Consider the following 26,707-nt stretch of genomic DNA (forward strand, 5'->3'; position numbering starts at 1 on the left):
AGTAATATTTTCGAAAAAACTTTTTTAAAAGTGTAGGGGTTCTATTCGTGCCGTACGTTTATTAAATATAGACTTGAAATCAAGGGAAGGAGGAGAAGGATGGAGCCTCTAATAAAGAATGAACCAATAAAAATAGATAATTTTGAAACGGCCATCAAAGAATATGGAAAATCCATTTTTCATTATATTTTTAAGTTAGTAAAACATAAAGAATTAGCAGAGGATCTTTACCAAGAAGTATTAATTTCTGCTTATATTGCCTTTCCTTCATTTGAAGAATATGAAAAAGTGAAAAGTTGGTTATATAAAATTGCCATAAATAAATGCAGAGATTATTGGAGAAAAGAGAAAAAAGCGAAAAAGTTTTGGGAAGAATCAGTTTATATGTATGCTCGCGATACATCTGTTTCGATGCCTCCAGAAGAAGAGATGATGGAAAAATGCGCAAAAGAAGAAATGATGGATACATTAGATGAATTACCAAAAATGTATTCGGAGCCACTTATGTTATTTTATTATCATCATCAAACATTAATAGAAATTAGCAATAAAACAAAGACGCCGCTATCAACAGTCAAAACAAGAATGAAGCGGGCAAAAGATAAATTAAAGCCAAAAATGGCAAGTAAATTAGTATATATGTAAAAAAATAAATTGTGTTTTTGATAATTTGAACTCCGTACATGATAGACGCTTCTTCCCTTCTTAACATATAATGGAGCAAAGTATGTACTATTGAATATTTGGAACAATAAGAAAAGCAGAAGCGCCTTGATTAGCCCTGAAGAAAAATGTTCATTTGACTCAAAAAGTGCTTTTTACTTTTAGAGGCAAAGGGTTATTTTTCATAAGGGCTAGGCGCTGGCCGATTAAGAACGCCACGTCCTGTGGCGACATCGGCACTAGTACATCCTGTACGTCGAAGCTAGACAGTTGTCCAACTCAAGACATACCTATTCTGATAATAAAATAAGAAAGATAACTCCATTATCCTATCTAAGGAGGAACTATGACGCAGTCGAAAAAATGCAATGAGTCATTTGTAACTAAAACTAGTATTGTGTTTCCTACTGATACGAATACGTATGGGACATTATTTGGCGGAAAGCTGATGGCGTATATTGATGATACGGCAGCAATTGCTGCAATGCGCCACGCAAGAAAAAGCATTGTAACTGCCTCTACGGATTCTGTCGATTTTCTGCATCCGATTCATGAAGGGAATTCTGTCTGTTTAGAAGCCTTTGTTACATATACAGGGACATCTTCAATGGAAGTTTTTGTGAAGATTACGGCTGAAGATTTATTAACAGGAGAATGTCATTTATGCGCATTATCTTTTTTAACAATGGTGGCTATTGATAAGAATGGAAAACCAACAGCAGTTCCAAAGGTTATTCCTGAAACAGAGGAAGAAATCCGCTTGTATGAATCAGCCAAAAGAAGGGCTGAAATGCGCAAGAAAAGAAGAAAAGAAACAGAAGAACTAGCGAGCAATTATAATATACAAAAAAGATAATCTAGAATATGCTGCAGAAGAATGCTGTCGAAATACAAATTATTTTCTAGGAAATGATAAGATTTTTAATTTCCTAGAAAATAATTGTCTAAATTTGCTAAGCAGCAAACCAAGTATCGATTTATTTCGCAGATAATATTTTTTTTTCGGTCAAGTAGCCAGTAATTTTAGACAAGTTAATAAGCACTAAACTGGAAATAATAAAGAAAGCGCCTATCAGCATAATTGGATGAAAATATTCATTATAAAAAAAACGTCCAATCGTTAAAGCAATAACTGGCGATACATATAGCCAAGTGGATGGAATAAAGGTATTCGTTTTCGCAACAAGATAGTAATAAATAGTATGTCCCAACATTGAGCCAGCAACTGTTAAATAGATAACAGAAATAATCCCTTCTGCTTTAAGCGATGGTATGCTTTCCATTGTAAAAACAGCTATTAGGAGTAAGAATAAACCTCCATAAATCATCTGCACAGCATTTAGCACAATAGGTGATTGTGATTGAAATGTTGCTATCACTTTGCTGGAATAGATGGTTCCAGCAGCATATCCAATTTCCCCTAATAGAATAATCCCGCATCCAAAAATCCACTTTGTACTTACATCAATTGATAACCCTGGCAAAAATAAAAATAATACACCAATAAATCCGATAGAAATACCAAGTATACTTATTTTTGTTGTCTGTTTTTTCAAAAAGATGCTTTGAAGAACGATAATTAACATAGGACCAGTAGCTGAAAGAATCGCTGCAATCCCTGATGTTACATATTGCTCCGCCCAATAAAGAGAAGCAAAAGTGATAAAGGTTAAAGAAAATCCGGTTATAATTAACTCTTTACACAATAATAAACGCAAAATATTACGGTTTTTAAAAGAAAAATAACAAAAGATGATACTGCCGGCTAATAAAAATCGTATACCAGCAGATAAGAATGGGGGAAACCCAGCGTCAATACCTACTTTTATTGCTAAAAAAGTCGTGCCAAAAATAAAACACATTACACTATACAAAAAAACAATCATAGAAATCCCTCCTATACGTAAGTGTTCAAAAAGTAGGACAATAAGAACAAAAAATTCACAAGCTTGTGTTCCCAGACTTTTTGAACAACATCTAATAGTTATAGTACGTTACAATAAATAGACCAGATGATCAGTAGTAGACCAGATGAGCTAGGATTAAAGGGATAATAATAATAGGAGGTGGGGAAACATGGCAAATTCAACAAAAACTCCTCTGTATCATCAAGTGTATGATTATGTTGTCCTTCGAATAAAAAATGGGGAGTGGCATGCAGGCAGTAAGCTTCCATCCGTTCGAGAGCTGGCAGAATTATTAGGGGTAAATCGCTTAACCGTATTAAAAGCATTCCAGTTATTAAAGGAAAAGGAATATGTTTATGTGAGGGATAAAACAGGGTACTTTGTGAAAAGTCCTATTTTGCATAAAGAGGAAGGGGAAAATCATTTTAATCAGCCGAAAGTATATTCTTATGTGCAGAATAGCAGGTTGTCAGAAATACATAGTGAAGCTGTAAATTATATGTTTTCAACTTCTCTGATTGATCCGAAATTATTGCCAAATCGATATTTGTCACAGCATGTAAAAGAAATTTTTGACCGTTATCCCCATTTATTAGGAACGTACGCTCCAGTTAAGGGGGACAGAGAATTAATAAAAGGAATGGCTGCCTATCTTTATCGTAATGATGGCATCGATATTCAAGAAGAGTCGATAATGATTACAACTGGTGCACAGCAGGGAATTGATATTATTGCAAAAGTATTTGTACAATCTCATGATTATGTATTAATAGAAAGTCCAACTTATAGTGCAGCCGTTGATATTTTTTTAAATAGAGGGGCGAAGCTTTTACCAGTTGAAATGACGCAGGGCGGCTTTTCGTTAGAAAAAGTGGAGATGCTGATGAAAAAATATAAACCGAAATTATTTTATATGAATCCAACATTCCATAATCCAACTGGATATACAATCCCGATAGAACAGCGGAAGCTACTAGCGGAGCTTGCTGAAAAATATCAATGCATTATGGTAGAAGATGATTCTTTTCACGAAATTTATTTTCAGCAAACACCACCCAGACCTATATTTTCGTATGACACTGGGGGATATGTTATATATTTACGAAGCTTTAGTAAATATATAGCTCCTGGATTAAGAATTTGTGCCCTTTTGGCCCATCCAGTTATTATGAAATGGCTAGTAAAAGGAAAAGCATTAGCAGACAATGGAACACCATTGTTAAATCAAAAGGCATTTCTTTATTATTTAACATCAGAAAGAGTGCATTTGCATATGGAAAAGCTGCGCATTGCCTTGCAATTACGAAAGGAAACGATGGAAAAAGAATTATCCGCTGAAAAGTTTCATTGGGACAGCCCAATTGGGGGATTAAATTTGTGGGTGAAGCTACCCGATGGAATAGAAATAGAACAATTGAAACAGAAAGCTTTGGAAAAATCGATATCATTTGTTCCCGGGAAAATTTGCGATCCGTTAGAAAACAATATCCCTTATATACGATTAAGCTATTCTTTTTTAAACGAGCAAGAGATTAAAGAAGGAATTCGTTTATTCCTACAGGCTTATCAATCGATTGAATAAAATAAAAAGCTGCCTCACATGAAGCAGCTTTTTATCATCATTAATCCTTGTTTGATAAAATACCAAAAATACGAAGAATGCTGACAAATAGGTTAATAAAATTAAGGTATAAATTTAATGCCATTAATGGTACTTGTTCTGCTGAAATGCCGTGATGCTTCATGCGGTTAAAATCAAAGATAACATAGCCGCTAAATACTAATACGCCAATAAAGGAATAAGCGAGCAGGGCTGTTGAATTTAATGGCCAAATCATATGAAAAATCGAAATGGCAACTAAAGCAAGCAAGGCTGCCATCAGCATGCCGCCTAAAAAGGAAAAATCGCGTTTTGTCGTTGTTGCATAAACCGCTAATCCGGCAAAAATAACTGTTGTCGTTCCAAATGCCATTATCACGATATTTGCACCTATTGTAGAAACATAATGCGCTACAATTGGGTATGTCGTAATCCCTGAAATAAACGTAAAGGAATATAAAAAGCCATACGATAAAGATTTTCCTTTTCTTAAAAAGAAAGCAATAATAAGCAATACAACTTCTAAAATTGCTAACGGTAAAAACAACGATGCGGGTATATAATTACCAACCATTGTTCCAACAAAGGCAATCCCTAATGAAACGGCAAAAGCTCTTAATACAGCCGGCATCTGTTCATTTCTTGTACTATATGCGTACATGTTCTTTCCTCCATTTTGGTTACTTTCTAATATTTACGTTGAAAAATAATAAAAGTTTCATTATTTTTCTCTGACAACCTCACCTTTTAATAAATCGCGAATTTCCATTAACAGCTCTTCTTTAGCATCTGCTTTTTTTACTTCTTCTTTGATTTCTTCTTTTTTCTTAAATTTATTGATCACTTTTATGACCATAAAAATAGAAAACGCGATAATAAAGAAGTCAAATACGGTTTGAATAAATTGTCCATAAAGAATGTTTGCTTTTTTATAGGTGATGGATAGAGTAGTAAAATCTAGTCCTCCGATGATTATGCCAATGATCGGCATGATAACATCTTTTACTAAGGAACTGACAATTTTGCTGAAGGCAGTGCCAATGATGACCCCAACAGCTAAATCGACTACATTTCCTTTCATGGCAAATTGTTTAAATTCTTTCCACATAATGCTGACCTCCTTCATTCTTGGCTACATAGATTTATTGATTTATATAGTAACAATAGTAAAAAAAATAGTAAACCCATCCGGATAAAGATAAAAAAAGAATATTAATTAATATAGGCTGTTTTCGTATAGATTGTTGCTTTTAAACGCGCAGCCTGAATACACTTCGTTTTCCGAGTGCGAGCGCCAAGCCTCCTCGTCGCATACGCTCCTGCGGGGTCTCGTCTTTCTCGCATTCCCACAGGAGTCTACGTGTATTCAGTCTGCTAAGAAACACTTTTCCAAATGTTTTTTATGTAAAAAACAAAAACAGTCTTAATATAAAATATACATAAATTCTACCCTTTAAAAATGTAGCAGGGCAAGTAAAAGGGATGAAATTAGGAGAAAATGATCATTTCCTTCACTTCTGGATGGTGAAATAACGGGTGATGCAAGAGCATTTGGAAAAAGCTTGCTTTGTAGAACGTAGCTCCTTTTGTTAATATTATTAGAGCGTATTCAAAAAGGAGGATAATCAAAGCGAAGAGATTCGACAGCGTTCCTCTATTTTGGAACATCTCTATTGGAAGATAATTAGAAGCGTGAAATAATCAGGAGAATAGTATGAAACCTTATCAATATATTTTTTTAGTGTTAATATGTCTAGCTGTAATCATCGTGACAGTGATCAGAATAAATGAGAAGAACCAAAATTTAGAAACTATTAGCGATAGCAAACAAACAGAAGAAAAAAAGGAACTGTCTCAAGTAAAAGAAAAAGCTCTTTATGAATGGAATATAAGAGAAGGAAATGAAGAGTATGAAGCTTATTTAGTTGGTGAAGAAGAGAAACAATACACTTTAAAAGAAAATAATACATTTGGTAAAGTAGATGATCCAATTATCGAAGGGGATTTTTCTTTTTATTTAGCAAATGAAAAAAATGGTCCCTTTGCTTTTAAACAAGCTGCTGGGATGAAGGAGCCTTTCGTTTTTAATTTAATGAATAAAAACAAAAGTACATATTATGTGAATAAGCATACGATCGCAGCCATTTTTCAGCAAGCAGCCAAAGATGAAACAAAGGCGTATTTGTACACGATAAAAAACGGGGAATTATCATTTCTAACGAATGAGGCAGTTCCTATTTATGATAATAAGATAAAAAATATTCAACAAAATTATTTACAAACAATCAACAAAATAGATGAAAAAACATTTGAGTTTACCACATGGACGCTTGATCCTAAACAATTGAAATTAGAGCCGTTGGACGTTACTTCCGTTCAAGAGAAAGGAATAGTAGAAAATTGGCTGATGGACGAGATGTACTATTATCCGTTTAAAAACTTAGCTATTACCTCTTCTGTTATTAGGAAAGCAAGTGAGGGAATGTTAATAGGAAGTCAATATCCAATTGGAACAAATAGTAATGAGATCAAAACATCGAATGAACATTTTATAAAAGAAGAAGTGAAAAAAGATGTCATTACGTTGGTTTTTCCTGAAGTAACCTATTATTACAATAAAAAAAATGAGCAAGTATCAGCAATTTCTATTCCAGGAATCCGTCTAAAAGGAACATTGGAAAACGTAAAGGAAATGCTGGGAGAACCGGATGCATACTTCGTTAACAAGAAGAAAAATGAAGCAGTTGCCATCTATCATGCAGGCAACTACGAGCTTAAAATATTGGTCAACAATGCTCAAATCATTCAAACATTGGAATTAAGTAAAAGGTAATATGGTTGATAAAGGCTGTTTTCGTAAAGATTGTCGCTTTTAAACTCGCAGCCTGAATACACTTCGTCCGTTTAGCGAGCGTCGAGCCTCCTCGTCGCATAAGCGAGGCCACTGAAAAAGTAAATGCTATAATATATAGGTAGTGACAATCCAAGCAACGCAGAGGTTTTCGTTCGGTTTTCCGAGGCTTACCACACGCTTTCCGTGGGGCGAGCGTCGAGCCGCTTCGTCGCTATGCTCCTGCAGGGTCTCGCCTGTCTCGCTAATCCCACAGGAGTCGTGCGGACGCCTCTCCTAACCAAAATGATGGTCGTTTTCAAACTCTCTATACCATTTTCACCCTAATAAATTTAAGTGTTTCACCTATAATTATATCTAATAAAACACTTTTTTCAGTGCCTTCCCATACGCTCCTGTTTGGGTCTCGTCTTTCTCGCATTCCCACAGGAGTCTACGTGTATTCAGTCTGCTAAGTACTTCTTCTCCCCTTTTTTTACTTAAATAACAACAAACTTAGAGAAAACAGCCTACATATTTGATGTTTATAATGGAATATTCTTTTTGATTCACTATTTCAAGGAGATTATTATATGATAAAGAGAAAGATCTTAACAGCATGTATTACATTTGTTATTTCCAGCTTTTTTATTGCAATTTTTACACCACCAAGTTCCTTTTTGGCTGATAAAAGTAATTTTTTTAGTAATATTTTTATTTCAATGTTATATGTAGGTATTGCTATTACATTATACGGTCTACCTGGCTCTTTGTTGGTGGAAATCATTACCAAAAAAATCGGAAAAGCAAGATTATTTTTTTCTTTTGCTTTTCATTTGATTTTGGGGATAGCACCAATTATATTTTTATGGTTTTTGACTTTTTATTCTTTAGGAATTGCATGTGTATTCTTTTTACTAGATGAAACCTTAAGATATATATTAGAAAAAAATCCCGATGATAAATAATTATCTCGGGATTTGTGTATTTTATTAAGAAGAAGTAAATTGTTCATTAGTGTAGGTTGGAAATAAATATTTGAACCCTTGATTTAAGAGTTAATGTAATGACCAAAACGTTAAATAACATCATTTAATAATCACATCCAATTTTTAACTTGTTCAGTAGTTGCCGCATGTGATTTTATTAAAACGCCCAATCCCCATTCCTGAAAATAGGTTCAATACTTCCATCAGCGGTAATGCCGTCGATATCCATTTGATTGGAACCAATCATAAAATCTACATGTGTGATGCTTTCATTTAATCCATGTTCCGCTAGTTCCTCACTCGACATTTGTTTGCCGCCTTCAATGCAAAAAGCATAAGCACTTCCAATGGCTAAATGATTAGAAGCATTTTCGTCAAACAATGTATTATAATACAGTATATTTGATTGTGAAATAGGAGAACGGTGAGGTACAAGGGCAACTTCCCCTAAATAATGTGAACCTTCATCTGTTTCAACTAATTGACGAAGAATTTCTTCTCCTTCCTTTGCTTTTACATCCACAATACGCCCATCTTTAAAGGTAACAGTAAAATGATCAATAATATTGCCGCCGTAGCTTAATGGTTTTGTACTAGAGACAGTACCATTAACGCCTGTTTTATAAGGAACAGTAAAGACTTCCTCTGTTGGCATATTCGCCATAAATTCCAAACCTTTTTCGTTGATGCTTCCTGCACCACACCATAAATGTTTTTCTGGAAGTTCAATCGTTAAATCTGTTCCAGGTGCACGATAGTGAAGCTTCTTATATGCTTTTTTATTTAAGTAATCCACTTTTTTATGTAATGTTTCGTCATGCTTTAACCATGCATCCACGGGATTTTCACTATCTACACGTGAAGCTTTAAAAATAGCATCCCATAGTAATTCCACTCGTTTTTCGGTTGGTGCATCTGGGAATACTTTGTCTGCCCATGCTTTAGAAGCAGCTCCAATAACGGTCCAGCTGACTTTGTCTGATTGAATATACTTGCGGAATGTTGTTAATGCTTTGCCAGAAGCTTTTTGAAAGTTGCTGATTTTTTCAGAAGAAATCCCTTTTAATAAGTCAGGGCTTGAAGATAATACAGACATAAATGCAGCGCCATTTTCCGCCAACTCTTCCGTTTCTTTCGCTCGCCATTTTGGAAATTCTAAAAATGCCTCTGCTGGTGCTAGTTCATATTTTGTTCTCGTAACCACATCATCTGTCCAGTTCACCACAACATTCTCTGCGCCTGCTTCATAAGCCTTTTTTACAATAATGCGTACAAATTCTGCTGCTTCAATCGTCGTGTTAATAACAAGCGTTTGATCTTTTTGAATATTGACGCCAACCTTTACAGCAAGCTCTGCATATTTTTCTAGATTTTGTTGGAATGTACTCATTTTTTTACGCTCCTTTGCCTTTTAAGTGTATGTATTTATACAATCGGTGCAGTATTCCTTATTATTGTATCTTTTTTACAGGCAGAAATAAACTAATAGGCTATAATAAAAAAAGCAATAATTATAGGAGGCTAACATGACTAAAGTATTAGAAGCGGTTATTTTTGATTTTGATGGTGTTATTGCCGACACGGTTTCCCTTTATTATGAGGCAACAAAAAGAATTGCAGAGGAATTAAACGTTCCTTTTTCTATAGAAGATAATTTGCGTTTTCAAGGAATTCCACGAACAGTGTTAATCGAGGAGCTTGTCTCAAGAAGTAATGTATCATTGTCCGATGAAGAAAAAATATTATTGGGAAATAAAAAAAGTGACTACTATAAAGAGATGATTGCTGACTTTACTGAAGAGCAAATGCTTCCAGGAATGAAGGATTTTCTTTCGGAGTTAAAAGCAAACGGAATAAAGTTGGCGATTGCATCGTCCAGTTCCAATGCGCCGTTTTTATTAGAAAAGTTTGGTGTACGTGATTGGTTTACATGTATTGTAGACCCACATTCATTAAAAAAAGGCAAACCAGATCCAGAAATATTTTTAACAGCGGCTGATCTTTTGGATGTTGAGTATAAAAACTGTGCTGCAATTGAAGACGGTGAAGCAGGATTAAGTGGAATTATGCAAACACCGATGTTTTCCGTTGGAGTTGGCGAAGAAGACTATTTACAAAAAGCAGATTGGCATGTAAAAAGCACAAAAGAATTACAATTAGAGAGTTTATTAAAAAAATTTATGAAAAATAGAGCAGAGTGAATATCACATTCTGCTCTCTTTAAATTTAGTCTTCCATAAATCACAGAGACTTGTTCCAAATCCTTCGTCTTTTGTAATTAGAAATGTATAAATAATTTCTGCTTTCAAACTATGGTATATTAGACGGTATATAGTAGTAAAGGAGTTCGAACAAATGACAAAAATTGTAGTAATTGCTGAGAAGCCTTCCGTTGCACGCGATATCGCAAATGTATTGAAGTGTACAAAGAAGGGAAATGGATTTTTAGAAGGAAACAAATATATCGTTACCTGGGCACTGGGGCATTTAGTCACTTTAGCAGACCCTGAGGTATATGATAATAAATATAAATCATGGAACCTAGAAGATCTCCCTATGCTTCCAGACCGCATGAAATTAGTTATCATGAAACAAACCGGAAAGCAGTTTCATGCTGTAAAAGCACAGTTAAATCGCAGTGACGTGAATGAAATAATCGTGGCTACAGATGCAGGCAGAGAAGGCGAATTAGTTGCACGCTGGATTATTGATAAAGCAAAAGTTCATAAGCCTATCAAACGTTTGTGGATTTCCTCTGTAACAGATAAAGCGATTAAAGATGGTTTCAATAACTTAAAGCCTGGTAAAGCTTATGAAAACTTATATGCTTCAGCAGTAGCACGTTCAGAGGCAGACTGGTATATCGGTTTAAATGCAACTCGTGCCTTAACAACAAAATTCAACGCACAATTAAACTGTGGGCGTGTGCAAACACCAACAGTTGCAATGGTTGCAGCACGTGAAGAGGAAATTAAGAATTTCAAACCTCAAACGTATTATGGCATTGAAGCGCAAACAGATGGACTTAAATTAACTTGGCAAGATGCGAATGGCAATAGTCGCAGCTTTAATAAAGAAAAAATCGATTCAGTCGTTCAATCACTGGGACGTAAAGATGCGACGGTTGTTTCCATTGACCGTAAAGCAAAGAAAACATTCTCACCTGCTCTATATGATTTAACAGAGTTGCAGCGTGATGCCAATAAAATCTTTGGTTATTCAGCTAAAGAAACATTAAATATTATGCAAAAACTGTACGAGCAACATAAAGTGTTAACATATCCTCGTACAGACTCGCGTTTTCTATCTTCAGACATTGTTAGTACGCTTCCAGAGCGTTTAAAAGCGTGTGGTGCAGGGGAATATCGTTTACTCGCTAATAAAGTTTTAAAAAAGCCAATTAAAGCAACGAAAGCTTTTGTAGATGATAGCAAGGTAAGTGATCACCATGCTATCATTCCAACTGAAGGTTATGTGAATTTCTCAGCATTTACAGATAAAGAACGCAAAATATATGACCTTGTCGTAAAACGTTTCTTAGCTGTATTATTTCCTGCTTTTGAATACGAGCAGTTAACAGTACAAGCAAAAATCAATGATGAAAAATTTATTGCCAAAGGAAAAACGGTAATTAACGCTGGGTGGAAAGAAGTATATGAAAACCGTTTCGATGAGGAAGAATCAACGGATGATGTAAAAGAGCAGTTATTACCTCGTCTTGAAAAAGGGGATGTATTAAAAACAAAGTTAATCGCTCAAACATCAGGACAAACAAAGCCGCCTGCACGTTTTACAGAGGCTACTTTACTATCAGCAATGGAAAACCCTACAAAGTACTTGGAAACAAACGATAAGAAGCTTGTAGATACGTTAAAATCAGCTGGTGGACTTGGTACTGTGGCAACTCGGGCCGATATTATTGATAAATTATTCAATTCATTTCTAATTGAAAAACGTGGTGGAAAAGAAATCTATATCACTTCTAAAGGTCGCCAACTACTAGATTTAGTACCAGTAGAATTAAAATCGCCAGCTACAACGGCTGAGTGGGAACAAAAGCTTGAGCTGATAGCTAAAGGGAAACTAAAAAAAGATGTATTCATTAATGAAATGAAAGAACATACAAAAGAAATTGTCGCAGAAATTAAAGCAAGCAATAAAAAATATAAACACGACAATATCTCAACAAAGTCTTGCCCTGACTGTGGAAAGCCAATGCTTGAAGTAAACGGCAAAAAAGGCAAGATGCTTGTCTGCCAAGATCGTGAATGTGGTCATAGAAAGAACGTAGCACGCGTAACCAACGCACGCTGTCCTCAATGTAAAAAGAAAATGGAACTTCGTGGTGAAGGCACAGGTCAAATCTTCGCATGCAAATGTGGATATCGAGAAAAAATGTCTGCTTTTGAAGCAAGACGTAAAAAAGAATCTGGTGGAAAAGTAGATAAACGTACTGTACAGAAGTATATGAAGCAGCAAGAAAAAGAAGCTGAACCAATTAATAATGCATTTGCAGATTTATTAAAAGGATTTAAATTAGATAAATAATCATTTTAGGAAGGAGAGCAACGAAGAAAGCAAACGATTGTCACGAGTCTGGAAAAGAGGAAGAAATTACTCTTCCTCCTCCACCCGATTCTTAAAAGCCTCCTGCGTAACAATAAATTCCTCATCTTCTGGTGCATCTTTAACATGTGTACTCATACGAGTATTTTCAGGAAAAGGACCTGGATGATGCTTTTTCTTATGTTCAAAATGTTTACCGCGAGCCATTATTTTTTCCTCCTTTTCTTTGACTTTTTTATTGTCTGATAAAAGCTGCATTTCTATACTCACTTAAAAAGAAGCATAGAATAAGTTACTGTATACACGCACCTTTTTTTGGTAAGATGAAGAAAAGATTTAGGAGGTCTATTATGGATTTTTCCTCGCTCATTTCAGAAGAAAAAATAAAAAAAGCGTATAAAAATGGAGAATTTAACAATTTGCCTGGTTTTGGAAAAACTTTGCCTAAAGATGACTTGGCTGCAGTTCCTGAAGAACTTCGAATGGCTTATCGTGTTTTAAAGAATGCCGGATTCAGTCCAGAAGAAAATCAGCTAAAGCAGGAATTATTAACAATCGAGGATTTATTAAAAACATGCTGTGATAAAGAAAAAGAAGAACTGCAAAAAAAATACAATGAAAAATTATTGCGATTTAATAAAATGATGAGAGAAAAGAGAGGCACTTCACATTCCGCTTCGTTTAAAAAATTTCAGCAAAAAATAGAAAGTAAACTATGGGAAAAGTGACAAATAAATGTTTAACTTCAAGAGGATGTTGTAAAATGTCGTCTTTTTTGTTGACTGTTTTCTAAAAGTTTGTTGTTTTTGAATAAAACAATAAACATGGTTGAAGCACTGAGCAGCCTGAATACACGTAGACTCCTGCGGGAAAAGCGAGAAAGACGAGACTTGTGCAGGAGCATAGCGACGAGGAGGCTCGGCACTCGTCAGCGGAAAGCGAAGTGTATTCAGGCTGCGGGTTTAATAACAACAATCTATCGAAAAGAGCCTTTTTGTTTTAGAATTTGTGACAAAATAAGGATTTTCTAAAAATAAAAGAAAAATTCCCTAAAAAAATGACAAGAAATGTCGAAGTATAGAGTAGAGGATTAAGAGTGTTGACAATATACAGCAGAGTATCGAAAAAGTAAGACTGCAAACTTTCAGGCTGATTGAAAACGTTTGTCTATCGAGGAATGACCCTTTTTGAGGAGCGGCGGCTAACAGGAAGTTGGTCAGAACGACGTTGCAACAGGACGTTGCGTATTTAGTCGTTCCTCCACTTTTACCTGGTAATGAGCACCGCAAAAAACGGGGAGTGACGAAGAGAGCGAACGTTTTTCAACAGCTTGAGGAAATATTATGAAGTAAGATAGGTGAATTGAATGGATAAAACGTCTCTTATAGGGATAATACTTGCGTTGATTGCGGTTGGCGTTGGTATGGTTTTTAAAGGAGTTAACCCTGCAGTATTGGTCAATCCCGCAGCAATATTAATTATTTTATTAGGAACAGCAGCAGCAGTTACTATTGCTTTTCCAACAAGTGAAATAAAGAGGGTACCGAAATTATTCGGGATTTTGTTTAAGGAGCAAAAACAACAAAACATCCCCGATCTTATTCGTATGTTTTCTGAATGGGCGCAGCTTGCACGGAAAGAAGGTTTATTAGCACTAGAAGCAAAAACGAATGAAGTGGAGGATCCTTTTTTACGAAATGGTTTATCTTTATCTGTTGATGGTCAAAGTGCTGAGTATATTCGCGATGTTTTATCAGAAGAGATTGAAGCGATGGAAGAGAGACATCAAGCAGGAGCGCTTATTTTTACACAGGCTGGAATGTATGCACCAACATTAGGAGTACTTGGAGCAGTTATTGGGTTGATAGCAGCCTTAGGATTTATGGACGATGCAGAAGGCTTAGGACATGCAATCAGTGCAGCCTTTGTAGCGACATTAATGGGGATTTTTACTGGATATGTATTATGGCATCCATTTGCCAATAAATTAAAAAGAAAATCTCAAATAGAAGCAAAGCAAAAGTATTTAATGATAGAGGGAATATTATCGATTATAGAAGGAGAAGCGCCTAGAGTAATTGAACAAAAATTAGCTTCTTATCTGCCACTTGCTGAAAGAAAAAAATTCTTAGAAGAAACAGAAAGTGTGAATAATAATGAGTAAAAAAAGAAAAAAGAAGGAACATCATGAAGATCATGTAGATGAATCTTGGCTTGTTCCCTATTCTGATTTATTAACGTTATTATTGGCTTTATTTATCGTGTTATATGCGATGAGTTCTGTCGATGCAAAAAAATTCGCAGCACTTGCAGATGTTTTTAATAAACAATTTCAGAGTGGTACAGGCATATTTGACTATCCTAGCCCAGCATCAACTCCTATAGAAGAAAAAGTGGACTTAGACAATCCAAATAAACAGCAGAAAACAAAAGAATCATCTTCTATTACAGAAGAAGAATTAAAAGAAATGCAGAAGCAGCAAGATCAAAAAGAGTTAGAAAAAATTCAGGATAAGGTAAATTCATACATTAAAGAGAAAAAGTTAACAGACAAGCTGGAAACTTCTTTAACGGATGAAGGTTTACTCGTCTCAATAAGAGATAATGTCTTGTTTGCATCAGGAAGTGCGGATATACGGAATCACGACAAAAAAGTGGTCTCTGAAATTTCGAAATTACTTGTAATGGATCCACCAAGAAGTATTATTATTAGTGGTCATACCGATAATGTTCCAATTCGTAATGCTAAATTTGAATCGAACTGGGAGCTTAGCGTTACAAGAGCAATTAATTTTATGAAGCTGCTGCTAAATAATCATAACTTGGATCCAAGTTCCTTTAGTGCAAAGGGGTATGGAGAATTTAAACCGATTGCTAGTAATAAAACAGCAAAGAACAGAGAGAAAAATCGCCGAGTAGAAATTTTAATACAACCGCGAACAGTAAAAAATTAAAAGTGTGACTTCCATGGTTATTGATAAGACTATTGGAGTCATTCTTTTTTTTTGTAAAGGCTGTGGTTAAATAGCAACAATCTATACGAAAAAAGCCTTTTTGAAACATGATTTTCTATTTATCATTTGTCCTTTTTTTGAATCTGATAAAATCTAAACAATAAGAAAATTCTTCTTTTGTAACCCCCTCCTTTATTGCATTTTCCAATAGCTTCAACCACTCTTCGTCCACTGTTTCTGATACAATGGCATCTTCTGTTTCCAGCAGTTCATCCAAATTGGTATCTAGGGTCTTAGCAAGCTTTGAAAGTATTTGTAAGGATGGATTCTTTTGGATGCCACGTTCGATATAGCTTAAATATGATTTGGAAACACCTGCACGTTCTGACAGCTCATTAATAGAATAACCTTTTTTTAATCTTAATGACTTAATGCGTGCTCCTACCATTTAGATAATTCTCCTTACGTATTGTACAAATATATTTTTCATTATAACGAACAAATTCTTCGATAAAAAGTATGAAAAAGCTAGTTAATAAGAGAAAAGACGAGAAAAAGAACGAAAATTGTTCGTTAAAAAGAAAAAATGAACATTTTTAGAATTTTCCAAAATAAGAGATTTGAACTATACTACGTATGATGGTTCTATAAAAAGAACGATATAAACATTTAAAAAGAACTTTCCGCTGTAATTTGACACAATTTGCAATTTAAGAAGAATAAAATTGATAGAAAAAAGAGGGTGGGGAATATATACAGGAAAAATTGTGATAAATGTCATAGACCTTCCTTTAGCAGTAGTGAGATAGGATCATGGTATTGCCCTATATGTCATAATGATTTAACAACAAACCCATTTTTTGATGCAAACACTTTTGAACAAATTCATACAAATTTTTTAGTTAGAAAAGTTATAAACGGCTATGAAAATATGGATGGTAATAAAGAAGATGATAGGGAAAATGATAAAAAATAACTTGGCAGAAAATTCGACAAATTATATGGAATCATAAATAAAATGTTGAAAATACTAGGAAAAAACAACGTAAAATGCATAATAATCCGACAAAATAAGTCACATATAAAATGAACTAAGTTGTATAATATAGAAATAGTAAATAGGTAGTCTTTTTGGTTAGTAAGGGAAAGTAATGAAAATGGCAAACCTTTCGAAAGAAAGGGACGCAAAGTCACGGGTCTAAAGTATATGTACGATGATAGCCGGACTGCAAAAATACAAACGTATTTTTGGGAGGGAAGAATTAAGTGATAGATGAAAAATTATTAAAGGAAGAGCTGGACACAGATTGGATACAACTAATCATGGAAGCAAAAAAACTCGGTATGGATATACAAGAAGTGCGCAATTTTATTCGAAATAATTTAAATGATTGCTTAATTCTTAAAACGGCTAATGAATAATTTAGATTCGTATCTCCCTAGTATTTTACATAAAATAAAAAAGACACAAACTTTGTGCCTTCCCAGTTGCAGAACTTACATTATCGATGGAGGTTCTATTTTTTTTGTTCAATTCTCCATTTGTTAAATTCCAAAAACTCTCGAAACTCGTTTTTAGAGACCCCAGAATCCATCGCTTCCTTTACGATTTTAAGCCATTCTGCATCTAATTCCTCTTTATTTTGTTGTTCGTTGATAAGATGATCAACAGGAATATGAAAAACAGCAGCTATTTTTTCTAAAAATTGAATGGATGGATTGGATTGTAAATTTCTCTCTAATGAACTTAAATACGATTTGGCAACTCCAGCCTGTTCGGCTAATTCTGACAATGACATTTTTTTTTCTTGTCGTATTTTCTTTACACGATCTCCAATCATACAGCCTCACTCACCTTATCAAAATCTGTACTACTATCATATCAAATATTAACAACAAGTTCCATATAAAGAACGATTTGTTCGATGTTGTCCAATTCCTTCATGTATTTTTATTAACGCTCTTGTCTTATAGATTGTTGTTATTAAACCCGCAGCCTGAATACACTTCGCTTTCCGCGGACGAGTGCCGAGCCTCCTCGTCGCTAGCTCCTGCGGGGTCTCGTCTTTCTCGCATTTCCCGCAGGAGTCTACGTGTATTCAGGCTGCTCAGTGTTTTAGCTAGTTTATTATTTTATTCAAAAACAATAAACTTTTAGAAAACAGCCTTTATTAATTAGATATACATTTTATCCAGAGACGTATTGGTAAATAAATGGCGATTGTCTACTTGAACTCCATGAAGAAATGAGTAAACAAATGGAAAAAAGTTTTTTCTTCATCTTATCACAAATAAAAAGATTCCCTAAGTAGGGAGAAATTCTTATTATAATATTGCTGTATTGTTTATTCCAGAAGGATTTTCATTAGATCAGCTAAATAGCTTTTTATGTATATCATGAACCACAGCTTCTTCTTCCTGCTTAAAAAAGGATAGCTACACTTCATCATAAAATGTGATATATTGATTTTACGCAGCGTTTTATAGTGTAAAAGAGGGAATGATGAACTTGTTCCCTCTTTTGGTGAAAAGGTATTATTTACGAAGGGAACCTAATTCTTCAGCAATTGCTTGCATTTCATTTGGACTAAATGAATTTTTTTTCATGACATGTTCGTAAATTTCTTTTAATTCTTCATACATTTCCCCATCAAAATGAGATGGCTTAATAGCTCCGAAGTTTAAAACTTTTAATTTTTCCTTTATTTGTTCAATCATATACTCCACATTCTCAGGTGATTTCGTATTTAAATTCATGTTTTGTATTTCTCCTTTCTTCAATTAAATCTATATTAAGCTTCTATTTAATACATCTTTTCATGGGTTTGCGAAAAAGTCAATGGTCATTGCCTAGCAGCCCAATTAACTGCAATATTTTTTTAAAAGTGCTTGTTCTGTGCCTGCTGATAAATCAGCCGTGAAGGAAAAAAGCAGAAGGATTGCTTCAATTTAGTAGGAATGCTAGTGTGTATTGTATGTATGTAATAATTAAATTGGAGGAAACTATCATGAAAGTAAAAGTGTTATTTATTTGTTTAGGAAATATATGCCGTTCGCCAATGGCAGAAGCAATTTTTCGTAATCTTGTAAAAAAAGAAGGATTAGAAGATAAAATAAGCTGCGATTCAGCAGGTACTGGTGGATGGCATGTTGGTAATCCCCCTCATAAAGGAACGAGACATATATTAAAACAAAACAATATTAGTGAAAAAGGGATCGTTGCCAGGCAGTTTATAAAAGAAGATTTTGAGCAATTCGATTATTTAATTGCTATGGATCCAACCAATATTGAAAACATGAAAAAATTAAGTGCGGACCCTACTGCCAAAGCTCGTTTGCTATTAGATTATACGGAACAAAACAAGGGAAAAGAAGTACCAGATCCTTATTATACAGGTAATTTTGAAGAAGTATACGGGTTAGTTACAGAGGGCTGTGAAGCATTATTACAGGAGATTAAAACAACGTATCACTTTTAATAATAGTACAAACCATTTTCTTTTTTAGTATAGGAAGGTGAAGAAAAATAGGAGACATTATCACGATTATAAAGAAATTAGCACAAAAAATAAAGCAGGATGATGTGTTTGATCTTGCTGCACAATTGGCTTATTATTTTTTATTGTCGATTTTTCCACTTATCATTTTTATGATGACATTACTTCCTTATTTACCGATAACAAAAGAAGACTTGTTAGGGATTTTTGAAACATTTGCACCTAGTGACAGCATGATTATTATTGAATCAAATTTAGAACAAGTGTTAAATAAAAATGGGACATTATTATCGTTCGGGATTATCGCAACGATCTGGTCTGCATCAAATGGTTTAAATGCAATCGTAAAAGCATTTAACAAAGCCTATAATGTGCAAGAAACGCGTTCATTTATTGTGGCAAGAGCCATGTCCATCGTTTTAACGTTAGCGATGATTGCAGTTGTGGTCATTGCTTTATTATTGCCGGTTTTTGGAGAGCAAATAGGTATTTTTCTTTTTTCCAAATTTAATTTGTCTAATGAATTTTTAACGGTTTGGGGCGCTATGCGCTTTTTAGTTAGTCCAGTTATTTTATTTATTGTTTTTTTAGCATTATATTGGTTTGCACCGAATATAAAAATTACATGCATCAGTGCTATTCCAGGAGCACTATTTGCAACTGTTGGCTGGGTGATTGTTTCATTCGGTTTTTCCTACTATGTTGGAAATTTCGGCAACTATTCAGCGACTTACGGAAGCATCGGAGCCATTATTATCACGATGATATGGTTTTATTTAACAGGCGTGATAATAATGATTGGCGGAGAAATTAACGCCTATTATACCGATAAAAAGAAATGTTGAAGTAGACACTTGGCAGGTTTAATCCGTTATTTACCTTTATAAAAAATGTCATGAAGTACAAACTATTAAAGGGGAAATTTCAAAATAGGGGGATTCACATTATGCCAAAAAAAGACGGCGGTACGAAGCAAAAAGGGAAAAGTAAACCAAAACATAAAACATCCAGTTCTGCAAATGGACAAAATGGCTATCATTAAATGATAAAAGGCTGACTCCAAAAGTCGTTAATAACGATTTTTGGAGAGTCAGCCTTTTTTATTCGATGAAAACTGTTACATCATCATTATTATCAACGTAATAAACGCAGACTGTTTAAAATGACTAAGATTGTGCTTCCTTCATGACCTATTACACCAAATGGAAGATCAAGCATTTGTAAAAAGTTTGAGCTGATAAGGAGTATAATTACAGTTATTGAAAAAATAATATTTTGTTTAACAATGCGGTTCATTTTTTTCGAAAGTTTTATTGCTTCGGCAATTCTTGGCAAGTCATTTTTCATCAGGACAACATCGGCGGTTTCTAACGCTACATCAGTACCTTCTCCCATTGCAATCCCTACAGTTGCCGTAGCAAGTGCAGGAGCATCATTAATGCCATCACCAACCATTGCCACATTTTGATATTTATCTTTTAATTCTTTAATATGCGTTACTTTATTTTCAGGCAAACATTCGGCTATATACTCATGCACATGACTTTCTTTTGAAATGGCATTTGCTGTTTTTTCACTGTCTCCTGTTAACATAACGGTATAAATATTTTGTTGTTTTAATTTGTCGATCGCCTTTTTTGTCTCGTCACGAACAATATCTTTTAAGCAAATTAATGCGACGATTTCTTCCGCTTTTTTGACAAAAACAACTGTTTTTCCTTCTTCTGTTAAGCGATTGTATGCATAGTTACGAAATTGTTCGGCTGCTTCTTTTCCAACAAACTCTGCTTTCCCAATTCTCCATTCTTCTTCTTGTACAACAGCAGTTACTCCCCATCCAGAAGTATCTTGAATGCTGTTCGGCTGAAGAAGTTCTTCTTCGTAAGTAGATTTTGCATATTGAACTATCGCTTTTGCTAATGGATGGTTCGAATGACTTTCAATACTTGCAGTAGTCAGCAATATCTCTTTTTCTAATAAGCCTTCTTTAACAAGTACTTCTGTTACAACTGGCTTTCCTTTTGTTAGTGTACCTGTTTTATCAAAAGCAATTGCTGTAATATGTGCTAAATTTTCTAAATGAACGCCGCCTTTAAAAAGAATTCCGTTTCGTGCACCATTGGATATAGCCGATAAAGTGGCAGGCATAATGCTCGCAACAAGGGCACATGGTGATGCAACCACTAATAAAACCATTGCTCGATAAAATGTCTCATTCCAAGACCAGTCAAATAGAAAGTGCGGAAGAAACATCATGACAAACACAAAAGCTAAAACCACTTTTACATATGTTCCTTCAAATTTCTCAATAAATGCTTGAGAAGGAGATTTTTCACTTTGTGCCGATTGAACGAGTGTAATAATTTTTTGAAAGAGCGTTTCGTTTGTATTTTTTGTTATCTCTACTGTAATAGAACCATTAATATTAACTGTTCCAGCAAATACTTCGTCATGAATGCTTTTTGTTACTGGTACGGATTCACCTGTGATCGCCGATTCATCAATAGAACTATTTCCGATTAGTATATTTCCGTCTGCCGGAATTCTTTCCCCAGGTTTAATCAGGATCTTATCTGTGATTGACAAGGAAGCAACAGGGACAACTACTTCACTGCCATCTGGAAGGAGCTTAACTGCTTCCTCCGGCTGTAAACTCATAAGAGAGGAGATTTCTTTATTGCTTTTATTCATTGTATATGTTTCAAGGGCACCACTTACTGCAAAAATAAAAATTAAGATAGCTCCCTCTGTCCAATAACCAATGATAGCTGAACCAATTGCTGCAAATACCATCAGCATTTCTACATTTAATTCTTTGTTTTCAATCGTTTCTTCAATACCTTCTTTTGCTTTTGCAAAGCCTCCGATAATAAAGGCAAGTATATAGGATGCGATAGATAAGCTTTCTTGTTGTGAAGACTTAAGCAGCCATCCTGTTAAGATAAGAACACCGCTGATGATGGCAGCGATTAATTCTAAATGGGGCGTTACTTTTTCTAATAAAGTTTCTTCTTCTATTTGTCTTTGTGAAAGCATTCTTGTATCTGTTGTCATTTTTTATTCCTCCTGTTTTCTTTTTTATTTTCTTTTAGCAAAGATGACTAATTCTTATTGAGAGAGAGAATCACATTCATTACCCTTAAAAAACACGAAAGCTGCCACCTCTACAGGTGACAGCATTATTCCTTACGAAAAACTGTTTATACAATTGAATTTTTAGCCGAAGTTATCATCCATATTGCTTACAGAGATTATTTAATTACAATCATCTTACCATATTATATATGCATTTCCCATTACTTTGTTCTAAAAACTTAACTAGTTTATAATAATTTTTGTTTTCCGAAAAATAATAAAACATAATAGCAATAAATTCGCGAAAAGGAAAGGAAATCCTGCGTTAATTCCGGTAATTCCGCGAACTGTCGAAAGATTTGGTTGATCCTTTATTTTCTATGTTTAAACTATGTTAAAATAAGTGAGAAATGGAATGTACTTCTGATATCATGATGTTTATCTTTAGCAGAAAAGGGAAAATTAAACTTAAAATGAAAGGAAGGGAATTAGGATGGTAAATAAAATCTTTATGTTTGCGGCCTTTATAGGAGTGCCTTTATCCGTTATTGGCTCCTTATTACACTTGCCGAGTATTTTAATGTTTATCATTTATTGTTTAACGATTGTTGCTCTTTCCAGTTTTATGGGAAGAGCAACAGAAAGCTTAGCAATCGTCGCAGGACCGAGAATTGGCGGTCTATTAAATGCAACATTTGGCAACGCAGTTGAATTAATTATTGCTATTTTTGCATTGAGGGAAGGATTAACGGAAGTAGTCTTGGCATCACTTACCGGTTCCGTGCTTGGAAACTTATTATTAGTTGCTGGATTGTCCTTTTTTATAGGAGGAATCAAATACAAAAGACAGCATTATAATGTGTATGATGCTCGCCATAATTCGGGATTATTAATGTTTGCGGTCATTGTGGCATTTGTAATTCCGGAAGTTTTCTCCATATCTATGGATGGGAACGAAACGCAATCATTGAGTGTCGGAATATCCGTCATTCTCATCTTATTATATTTAGCAGCATTGGTCTTTAAACTTGTAACACATAGAGGGGTTTACCAGTCAGAATCAAAAGGAAACAATGAGGCTCATGAAGAGACGCCGGAATGGTCTGTCAAAAAGAGTATGGGTATTTTAGCGATTGCTACCCTAGCAGTTGCGTATGTATCTGAAAACTTAGTACATACATTTGAAGTCGTAGCCGAGTCGTTCGGTTGGAGTGAGTTATTTATTGGGGTCATCATCGTAGCGATTGTCGGTAATGCAGCAGAACATGCATCTGCGATCGTAATGGCATATAAAAACAAAATGGACATTGCGGTAGAAATTGCAGTAGGTTCTACTTTGCAAATAGCAATGTTTGTTGCACCATTGCTTGTTTTAATCTCGTTATTTTTCCCAACGTCGATGAGTTTGGTCTTTACGTTGCCGGAGCTTGTTTCTATGGCCGCGTCGGTATTGTTAATGATCGTTATTTCCAATGATGGGGAAACAAATTGGTTTGAAGGTGCGACGCTGCTTGCCGCCTATGTCATTATGGGAATTGGATTTTATATATTGTAAATGGTAGTAGCATAACAGAAGCCCACCTGCTTTCTTTACAGCAGGTGGGCTTTTTTGGATGTACATCTTCCTTTCTTTATTCGGATATTAGTTTGAATAAGTATACCTTTAAATGAATATGTTCTGTTTAGGGAAGTAAATCAAGTCGCTTCCATCGAATCACCAACCTTTTTCCATTTTAATTTGCGATAAAATAAAGCTTGATTGATGAATATCCAATAGTATTAATAATCCTCCTTTATTAGTTTAAAAAAGCGGTTTGATTAGCTGCCCTCCTTTTATTTGATAAGCTTATTATAGTATATTTTTCGATAGTTGTAAATATTCAGATTATTATTTTCTGCATTTTTTGGACAAGTTTTTTTGAGACTGTGCATATGTATTAAGGACATGTAATTATTTAATTGCTGTTTTCGTATAGTTTGTTGCTTTTAAACGCGCAGCCTGCATAGACTTCGTCCGTTTAGCGAGCGTCGAGCCTCCTCGTCGCATACGCTTCTGTGGAGTCTCGTCTTTCTCGCATTCATACAGGAGACTACGTGTATGCAGGCTGCTAAGAAATGCTTTTCCATATGTATTATTGAAAAAACAACAAACTTTGAGAAAACAGTCTATTTAAAAAGAAAGGAAGATAAGATGTCCGTATTTTATCGCAGTCTTTTTTATATAATTGGCCTTATCATATTATCTTTTGGTGCAACACTTACGATAAAAGCGAATCTTGGAGCAGGACCATGGGACGCATTAAATGTAGGACTTTCTCATTTAATCGGTTTAACCATTGGCAGCTGGATCGTAATTATCGGCATTGTGTTAATTTTTGTAAATGGACTTTTGTTGAAAAAAAGACCGGATATCCTTTCCTTGATTACTGTATTTATAATCGGTTTTTTTGTCGATTTTTGGATGGCTGCTTTATTGAACAGCTTTAATTATTTTTATTTTAAGAATCAATTTGTACTGTTGATTGCTGGTTTGATTATTGCTGGATTAGGAATTGCAATGTATTTACAAGCAAGATTTCCTTTAAATCCAATCGATCATTTTATGGTAAGTATGCAAACAAGGTTTGGCTTAAATATTATGGCGGCTAAATTAATAGGGGAAGTATTAGCATTGCTGTTTGCTTTGCTTGTAAATGGTCCAATTGGACTTGGAACTGTTATTATTGCGTTTGGCATCGGACCAGCTATTCAATTTTTTCATCCTTATTGCAATGGAATCATGAACAAGTTATGGATGAAATAAGCAGAAAACTTTTGTTGTAAAAAATTAATGGATAAAAATGTCGAACTCCGAAAAAAATAACAATAAATATTCGTTATTGAAATGAAAAGGAGTTCTAACTATGCGTAAAAAAATCTCGTTTGTCCTATTAACTTTTATATTGATGCTTACAACTCAAACACCTGCCTATGCAAAAAAAGACGAAAAAAAGCAAGCGGAATTGCCTAAATCGAATTTAGTAGCTATTCCGAATTCTGTTATGAACATAACAAAAGAAAATACGTATCCGAATCCGGCGCAAGATATGCCGAAATTGCAGCCAAGTGAATTAACACAACAGCTTATTGATTCATCAAAAGTAAAGATTGAAAATCCTGATTTAATTCGCATGTTAAATGAGTCATCAGTTAACAGTACACCGTTTACACTTGGCTATAAAGCAATTGTTTATCTAGGGCAATGGCCATTAAATTACGAGTCTTCAGAAACGGCGCCAAATTGGGAATATCAAAAAATTAACACCAACTTCTTTGATAATAGAGGCGGAAATGCACCGTATCAAATTCATTACGTACAAGAGGCACAAAAAATAGTGAGAGGCGGATTAACAGCAAAAATTCCAAATGCAGAAGATGTGAAAAAAATGATGCTCGTAAAAGCAATGCAAAAATCAGGATTACCACTTGCTTTTGAAACAGTGATTGGGACAGGAACAAAAAAAGACCAAGTCTATAATATCCCTGCCAAAAACCTTGGCTATTTATATGGATATGCACCAGCTGTAAATGAAAAGGGAAAAGTAACATATGGCGAAGTATATTTAATGTTAAAAGGAAGAAAACAGACGATTATCGTGAAAAACGTGACATCACAAGGAATCGGTGCCTGGATTCCTGTGCAAGATCATATTTCTTTTGGATTCCTTGCAACTGATAAGCCAAGATAAGTTTAAAAGAAAAAGGATGCAGCTGCATCCTTTTTTGAAAGGTACGAAAGTATATAATTATTCAACTTAAACGAGTGTGCTTTTCTTAAATTATTAAATAATACTGTTGATTTCAACTAAAATAGGGAACTCCTATATATTAGGAAGTCCCTTTCGTATGCCATTAAAGGTATAAAGGACAAAACAAGGTGGTTAGAACCAGTTTTGTCTTTGAGACGCCTTATCAAGGACAAAAAAGAGGAAAAAACCCAAGTTTTGTCTTTGAGATGTCTTATCAAGGACAAAACAAGGGGAAAAAACCCGAGTTTTGTCTTTGAGACGTCTTATCAAGGACAAAACAAGGGGAAAAAACCCGAGTTTTGTCTTTGAGACGCCATATCAAGGACAAAAAAGAGGAAAAAAACCTTGTTTTGTCTTTGAGATGTCTTATCAAGGACAAAACAAGGGGAAAAAACCCAAGTTTTGTCTTTGAGACGCCTTATCAAGGACAAAAAAGGGGAAAAAACCCGAGTTTTAGTCTTTGAGATGTCTTATCAAGGACAAAAAAGGGGAAAAAACCCGAGTTTTGTCTTTGAGATGTCTTATCAAGGACAAAACAAGGGGAAAAAACCCGAGTTTTGTCTTTGAGATGTCTTATCAAGGACAAAACAAGGGGAAAAAACCCAAGTTTTGTCTTTGAGACGCCATATCAAGGACAAAAAAGAGGAAAAAAACCTTGTTTTGTCTTTGAGACGCCTTATCAAGGACAAAAAAGGGGAAAAAACCCAAGTTTTGTCTTTGAGACGCCTTATCAAGGACAAAAAAGAGGAAAAAACCCGAGTTTTGTCTTTAAGATGTCTTATCAAGGACAAAACAAGGGGAAAAAACCCGAGTTTAGTCTTTGAGACGCCTGATCAAG

The 26,707-nt window shown here is 34.7% G+C and carries 25 protein-coding genes and 1 riboswitch; of the genes, 16 read left to right on the forward strand and 9 right to left on the reverse strand.

Going from position 1 to position 26,707, the window contains the following annotated elements:
* Positions 1-99 precede the first annotated feature (99 nt).
* Both ACTYA4_RS14440 and ACTYA4_RS14445 read left to right on the forward strand, forming a co-directional pair.
* Positions 100-645, forward strand: a complete 546-nt coding sequence (locus ACTYA4_RS14440; protein ID WP_443482211.1) for an RNA polymerase sigma factor — start codon at positions 100-102, stop codon at positions 643-645.
* 364 nt (positions 646-1,009) lie between these two features.
* Positions 1,010-1,519, forward strand: a complete 510-nt coding sequence (locus ACTYA4_RS14445; RefSeq protein ID WP_443482210.1) for an acyl-CoA thioesterase — start codon at positions 1,010-1,012, stop codon at positions 1,517-1,519.
* 121 nt (positions 1,520-1,640) lie between these two features.
* On the opposite strand, the gene ACTYA4_RS14450 is transcribed toward ACTYA4_RS14445, so the two are convergent.
* Positions 1,641-2,549, reverse strand: coding sequence for a DMT family transporter (locus tag ACTYA4_RS14450; protein ID WP_443482209.1), 909 nt, complete (start codon positions 2,547-2,549; stop codon positions 1,641-1,643).
* 190 nt (positions 2,550-2,739) lie between these two features.
* Between ACTYA4_RS14450 and ACTYA4_RS14455 the strand changes: the two genes are divergently transcribed.
* Positions 2,740-4,152 (forward strand): aminotransferase-like domain-containing protein, encoded by a 1,413-nt coding sequence (locus ACTYA4_RS14455; RefSeq protein ID WP_443482208.1) that lies wholly within the window; start codon positions 2,740-2,742, stop codon positions 4,150-4,152.
* A 40-nt stretch (positions 4,153-4,192) separates the two neighbouring features.
* Here ACTYA4_RS14455 and ACTYA4_RS14460 read toward each other — a convergent pair whose 3' ends face one another.
* Together ACTYA4_RS14460 and mscL are read right to left on the reverse strand one after the other, a co-directional pair.
* Positions 4,193-4,831, reverse strand: coding sequence for a Bax inhibitor-1/YccA family protein (locus ACTYA4_RS14460; protein WP_443482207.1), 639 nt, complete (start codon positions 4,829-4,831; stop codon positions 4,193-4,195).
* Positions 4,832-4,891: 60 nt separating this feature from the next.
* A complete protein-coding gene (mscL, locus tag ACTYA4_RS14465; RefSeq protein WP_443482206.1) occupies positions 4,892-5,278 on the reverse strand; it encodes a large conductance mechanosensitive channel protein MscL in 387 nt (128 codons plus the stop codon).
* 606 nt (positions 5,279-5,884) lie between these two features.
* Here mscL and ACTYA4_RS14470 point away from each other — a divergent pair.
* Both ACTYA4_RS14470 and ACTYA4_RS14475 read left to right on the forward strand, forming a co-directional pair.
* Positions 5,885-7,003, forward strand: a complete 1,119-nt coding sequence (locus ACTYA4_RS14470) for a hypothetical protein (RefSeq protein ID WP_443482205.1) — start codon at positions 5,885-5,887, stop codon at positions 7,001-7,003.
* Positions 7,004-7,593: 590 nt separating this feature from the next.
* Positions 7,594-7,968: a hypothetical protein gene (locus ACTYA4_RS14475; RefSeq protein ID WP_443482204.1), complete on the forward strand. Its 375-nt coding sequence runs from the start codon at positions 7,594-7,596 to the stop codon at positions 7,966-7,968.
* 178 nt (positions 7,969-8,146) lie between these two features.
* Here the strand turns inward: ACTYA4_RS14475 and ACTYA4_RS14480 are convergent, their stop codons facing one another.
* Complete coding sequence (locus ACTYA4_RS14480) at positions 8,147-9,379, reverse strand: aminopeptidase (RefSeq protein WP_443482203.1); 1,233 nt, start codon at positions 9,377-9,379, stop codon at positions 8,147-8,149.
* Between the two features lie 136 nt (positions 9,380-9,515).
* Here ACTYA4_RS14480 and pgmB point away from each other — a divergent pair, with 136 nt between their 5' ends.
* Complete coding sequence (pgmB, locus tag ACTYA4_RS14485; protein ID WP_443482202.1) at positions 9,516-10,190, forward strand: beta-phosphoglucomutase; 675 nt, start codon at positions 9,516-9,518, stop codon at positions 10,188-10,190.
* Positions 10,191-10,344: 154 nt separating this feature from the next.
* The gene (locus tag ACTYA4_RS14490) at positions 10,345-12,537 is read left to right on the forward strand and encodes a DNA topoisomerase III (RefSeq protein WP_445505702.1); all 2,193 of its coding nucleotides are present in this window, start codon (positions 10,345-10,347) and stop codon (positions 12,535-12,537) included.
* Between the two features lie 66 nt (positions 12,538-12,603).
* Here ACTYA4_RS14490 and ACTYA4_RS14495 read toward each other — a convergent pair whose 3' ends face one another.
* Positions 12,604-12,762: a hypothetical protein gene (locus tag ACTYA4_RS14495; protein ID WP_443482186.1), complete on the reverse strand. Its 159-nt coding sequence runs from the start codon at positions 12,760-12,762 to the stop codon at positions 12,604-12,606.
* Between the two features lie 143 nt (positions 12,763-12,905).
* Between ACTYA4_RS14495 and ACTYA4_RS14500 the strand changes: the two genes are divergently transcribed.
* From ACTYA4_RS14500 to motB, 3 genes are all read left to right on the forward strand, one after another.
* The gene (locus tag ACTYA4_RS14500; protein WP_443482185.1) at positions 12,906-13,283 is read left to right on the forward strand and encodes a DnaJ family domain-containing protein; all 378 of its coding nucleotides are present in this window, start codon (positions 12,906-12,908) and stop codon (positions 13,281-13,283) included.
* A 638-nt stretch (positions 13,284-13,921) separates the two neighbouring features.
* The gene (gene motA, locus ACTYA4_RS14505; protein ID WP_443482184.1) at positions 13,922-14,719 is read left to right on the forward strand and encodes a flagellar motor stator protein MotA; all 798 of its coding nucleotides are present in this window, start codon (positions 13,922-13,924) and stop codon (positions 14,717-14,719) included.
* Positions 14,712-15,509 carry a flagellar motor protein MotB gene (gene motB, locus ACTYA4_RS14510; RefSeq protein ID WP_443482183.1) on the forward strand — a complete coding sequence of 266 codons (798 nt, stop codon included), beginning with the start codon at positions 14,712-14,714 and terminating at the stop codon, positions 15,507-15,509. Before motA ends, motB begins: the two co-directional genes overlap by 8 nt.
* A gap of 115 nt (positions 15,510-15,624) precedes the next feature.
* Here motB and ACTYA4_RS14515 read toward each other — a convergent pair whose 3' ends face one another.
* The gene (locus ACTYA4_RS14515) at positions 15,625-15,957 is read right to left on the reverse strand and encodes a helix-turn-helix domain-containing protein (protein ID WP_443482182.1); all 333 of its coding nucleotides are present in this window, start codon (positions 15,955-15,957) and stop codon (positions 15,625-15,627) included.
* A gap of 701 nt (positions 15,958-16,658) precedes the next feature.
* Positions 16,659-16,743, forward strand: a riboswitch (cyclic di-GMP riboswitch).
* A gap of 32 nt (positions 16,744-16,775) precedes the next feature.
* Between ACTYA4_RS14515 and ACTYA4_RS14520 the strand changes: the two genes are divergently transcribed.
* Positions 16,776-16,931, forward strand: coding sequence for an anti-repressor SinI family protein (locus ACTYA4_RS14520; protein WP_443482181.1), 156 nt, complete (start codon positions 16,776-16,778; stop codon positions 16,929-16,931).
* A gap of 95 nt (positions 16,932-17,026) precedes the next feature.
* Here ACTYA4_RS14520 and ACTYA4_RS14525 read toward each other — a convergent pair whose 3' ends face one another.
* Positions 17,027-17,350 carry a helix-turn-helix domain-containing protein gene (locus tag ACTYA4_RS14525; protein WP_443482180.1) on the reverse strand — a complete coding sequence of 108 codons (324 nt, stop codon included), beginning with the start codon at positions 17,348-17,350 and terminating at the stop codon, positions 17,027-17,029.
* Between the two features lie 694 nt (positions 17,351-18,044).
* Positions 18,045-18,266: a DUF1128 domain-containing protein gene (locus ACTYA4_RS14530; protein ID WP_443482179.1), complete on the reverse strand. Its 222-nt coding sequence runs from the start codon at positions 18,264-18,266 to the stop codon at positions 18,045-18,047.
* Between the two features lie 251 nt (positions 18,267-18,517).
* On the opposite strand from ACTYA4_RS14530, the gene ACTYA4_RS14535 reads away from it, so the two are divergent.
* Together ACTYA4_RS14535 and ACTYA4_RS14540 are read left to right on the forward strand one after the other, a co-directional pair.
* Positions 18,518-18,988: a low molecular weight protein-tyrosine-phosphatase gene (locus tag ACTYA4_RS14535; protein ID WP_443482178.1), complete on the forward strand. Its 471-nt coding sequence runs from the start codon at positions 18,518-18,520 to the stop codon at positions 18,986-18,988.
* A 104-nt stretch (positions 18,989-19,092) separates the two neighbouring features.
* Complete coding sequence (locus tag ACTYA4_RS14540; RefSeq protein WP_443482177.1) at positions 19,093-19,851, forward strand: YihY/virulence factor BrkB family protein; 759 nt, start codon at positions 19,093-19,095, stop codon at positions 19,849-19,851.
* A 289-nt stretch (positions 19,852-20,140) separates the two neighbouring features.
* Here the strand turns inward: ACTYA4_RS14540 and ACTYA4_RS14545 are convergent, their stop codons facing one another.
* The gene (locus tag ACTYA4_RS14545; protein ID WP_443482176.1) at positions 20,141-22,060 is read right to left on the reverse strand and encodes a heavy metal translocating P-type ATPase; all 1,920 of its coding nucleotides are present in this window, start codon (positions 22,058-22,060) and stop codon (positions 20,141-20,143) included.
* 514 nt (positions 22,061-22,574) lie between these two features.
* Between ACTYA4_RS14545 and cax the strand changes: the two genes are divergently transcribed.
* The 3 genes from cax to ACTYA4_RS14560 all read left to right on the forward strand — a co-directional run bounded on the left by cax (position 22,575) and on the right by ACTYA4_RS14560 (position 25,809).
* Positions 22,575-23,636, forward strand: a complete 1,062-nt coding sequence (cax, locus tag ACTYA4_RS14550) for a calcium/proton exchanger (RefSeq protein WP_443482175.1) — start codon at positions 22,575-22,577, stop codon at positions 23,634-23,636.
* A 543-nt stretch (positions 23,637-24,179) separates the two neighbouring features.
* On the forward strand, positions 24,180-24,884 hold the full coding sequence (locus ACTYA4_RS14555) for a YczE/YyaS/YitT family protein (RefSeq protein WP_443482174.1): 705 nt from the start codon (positions 24,180-24,182) through the stop codon (positions 24,882-24,884).
* Between the two features lie 100 nt (positions 24,885-24,984).
* A complete protein-coding gene (locus tag ACTYA4_RS14560; RefSeq protein WP_443482173.1) occupies positions 24,985-25,809 on the forward strand; it encodes a YfkD famly protein in 825 nt (274 codons plus the stop codon).
* Positions 25,810-26,707 lie beyond the last annotated feature (898 nt).

It is taken from the genome of Niallia yueguangensis (assembly GCF_052663115.1).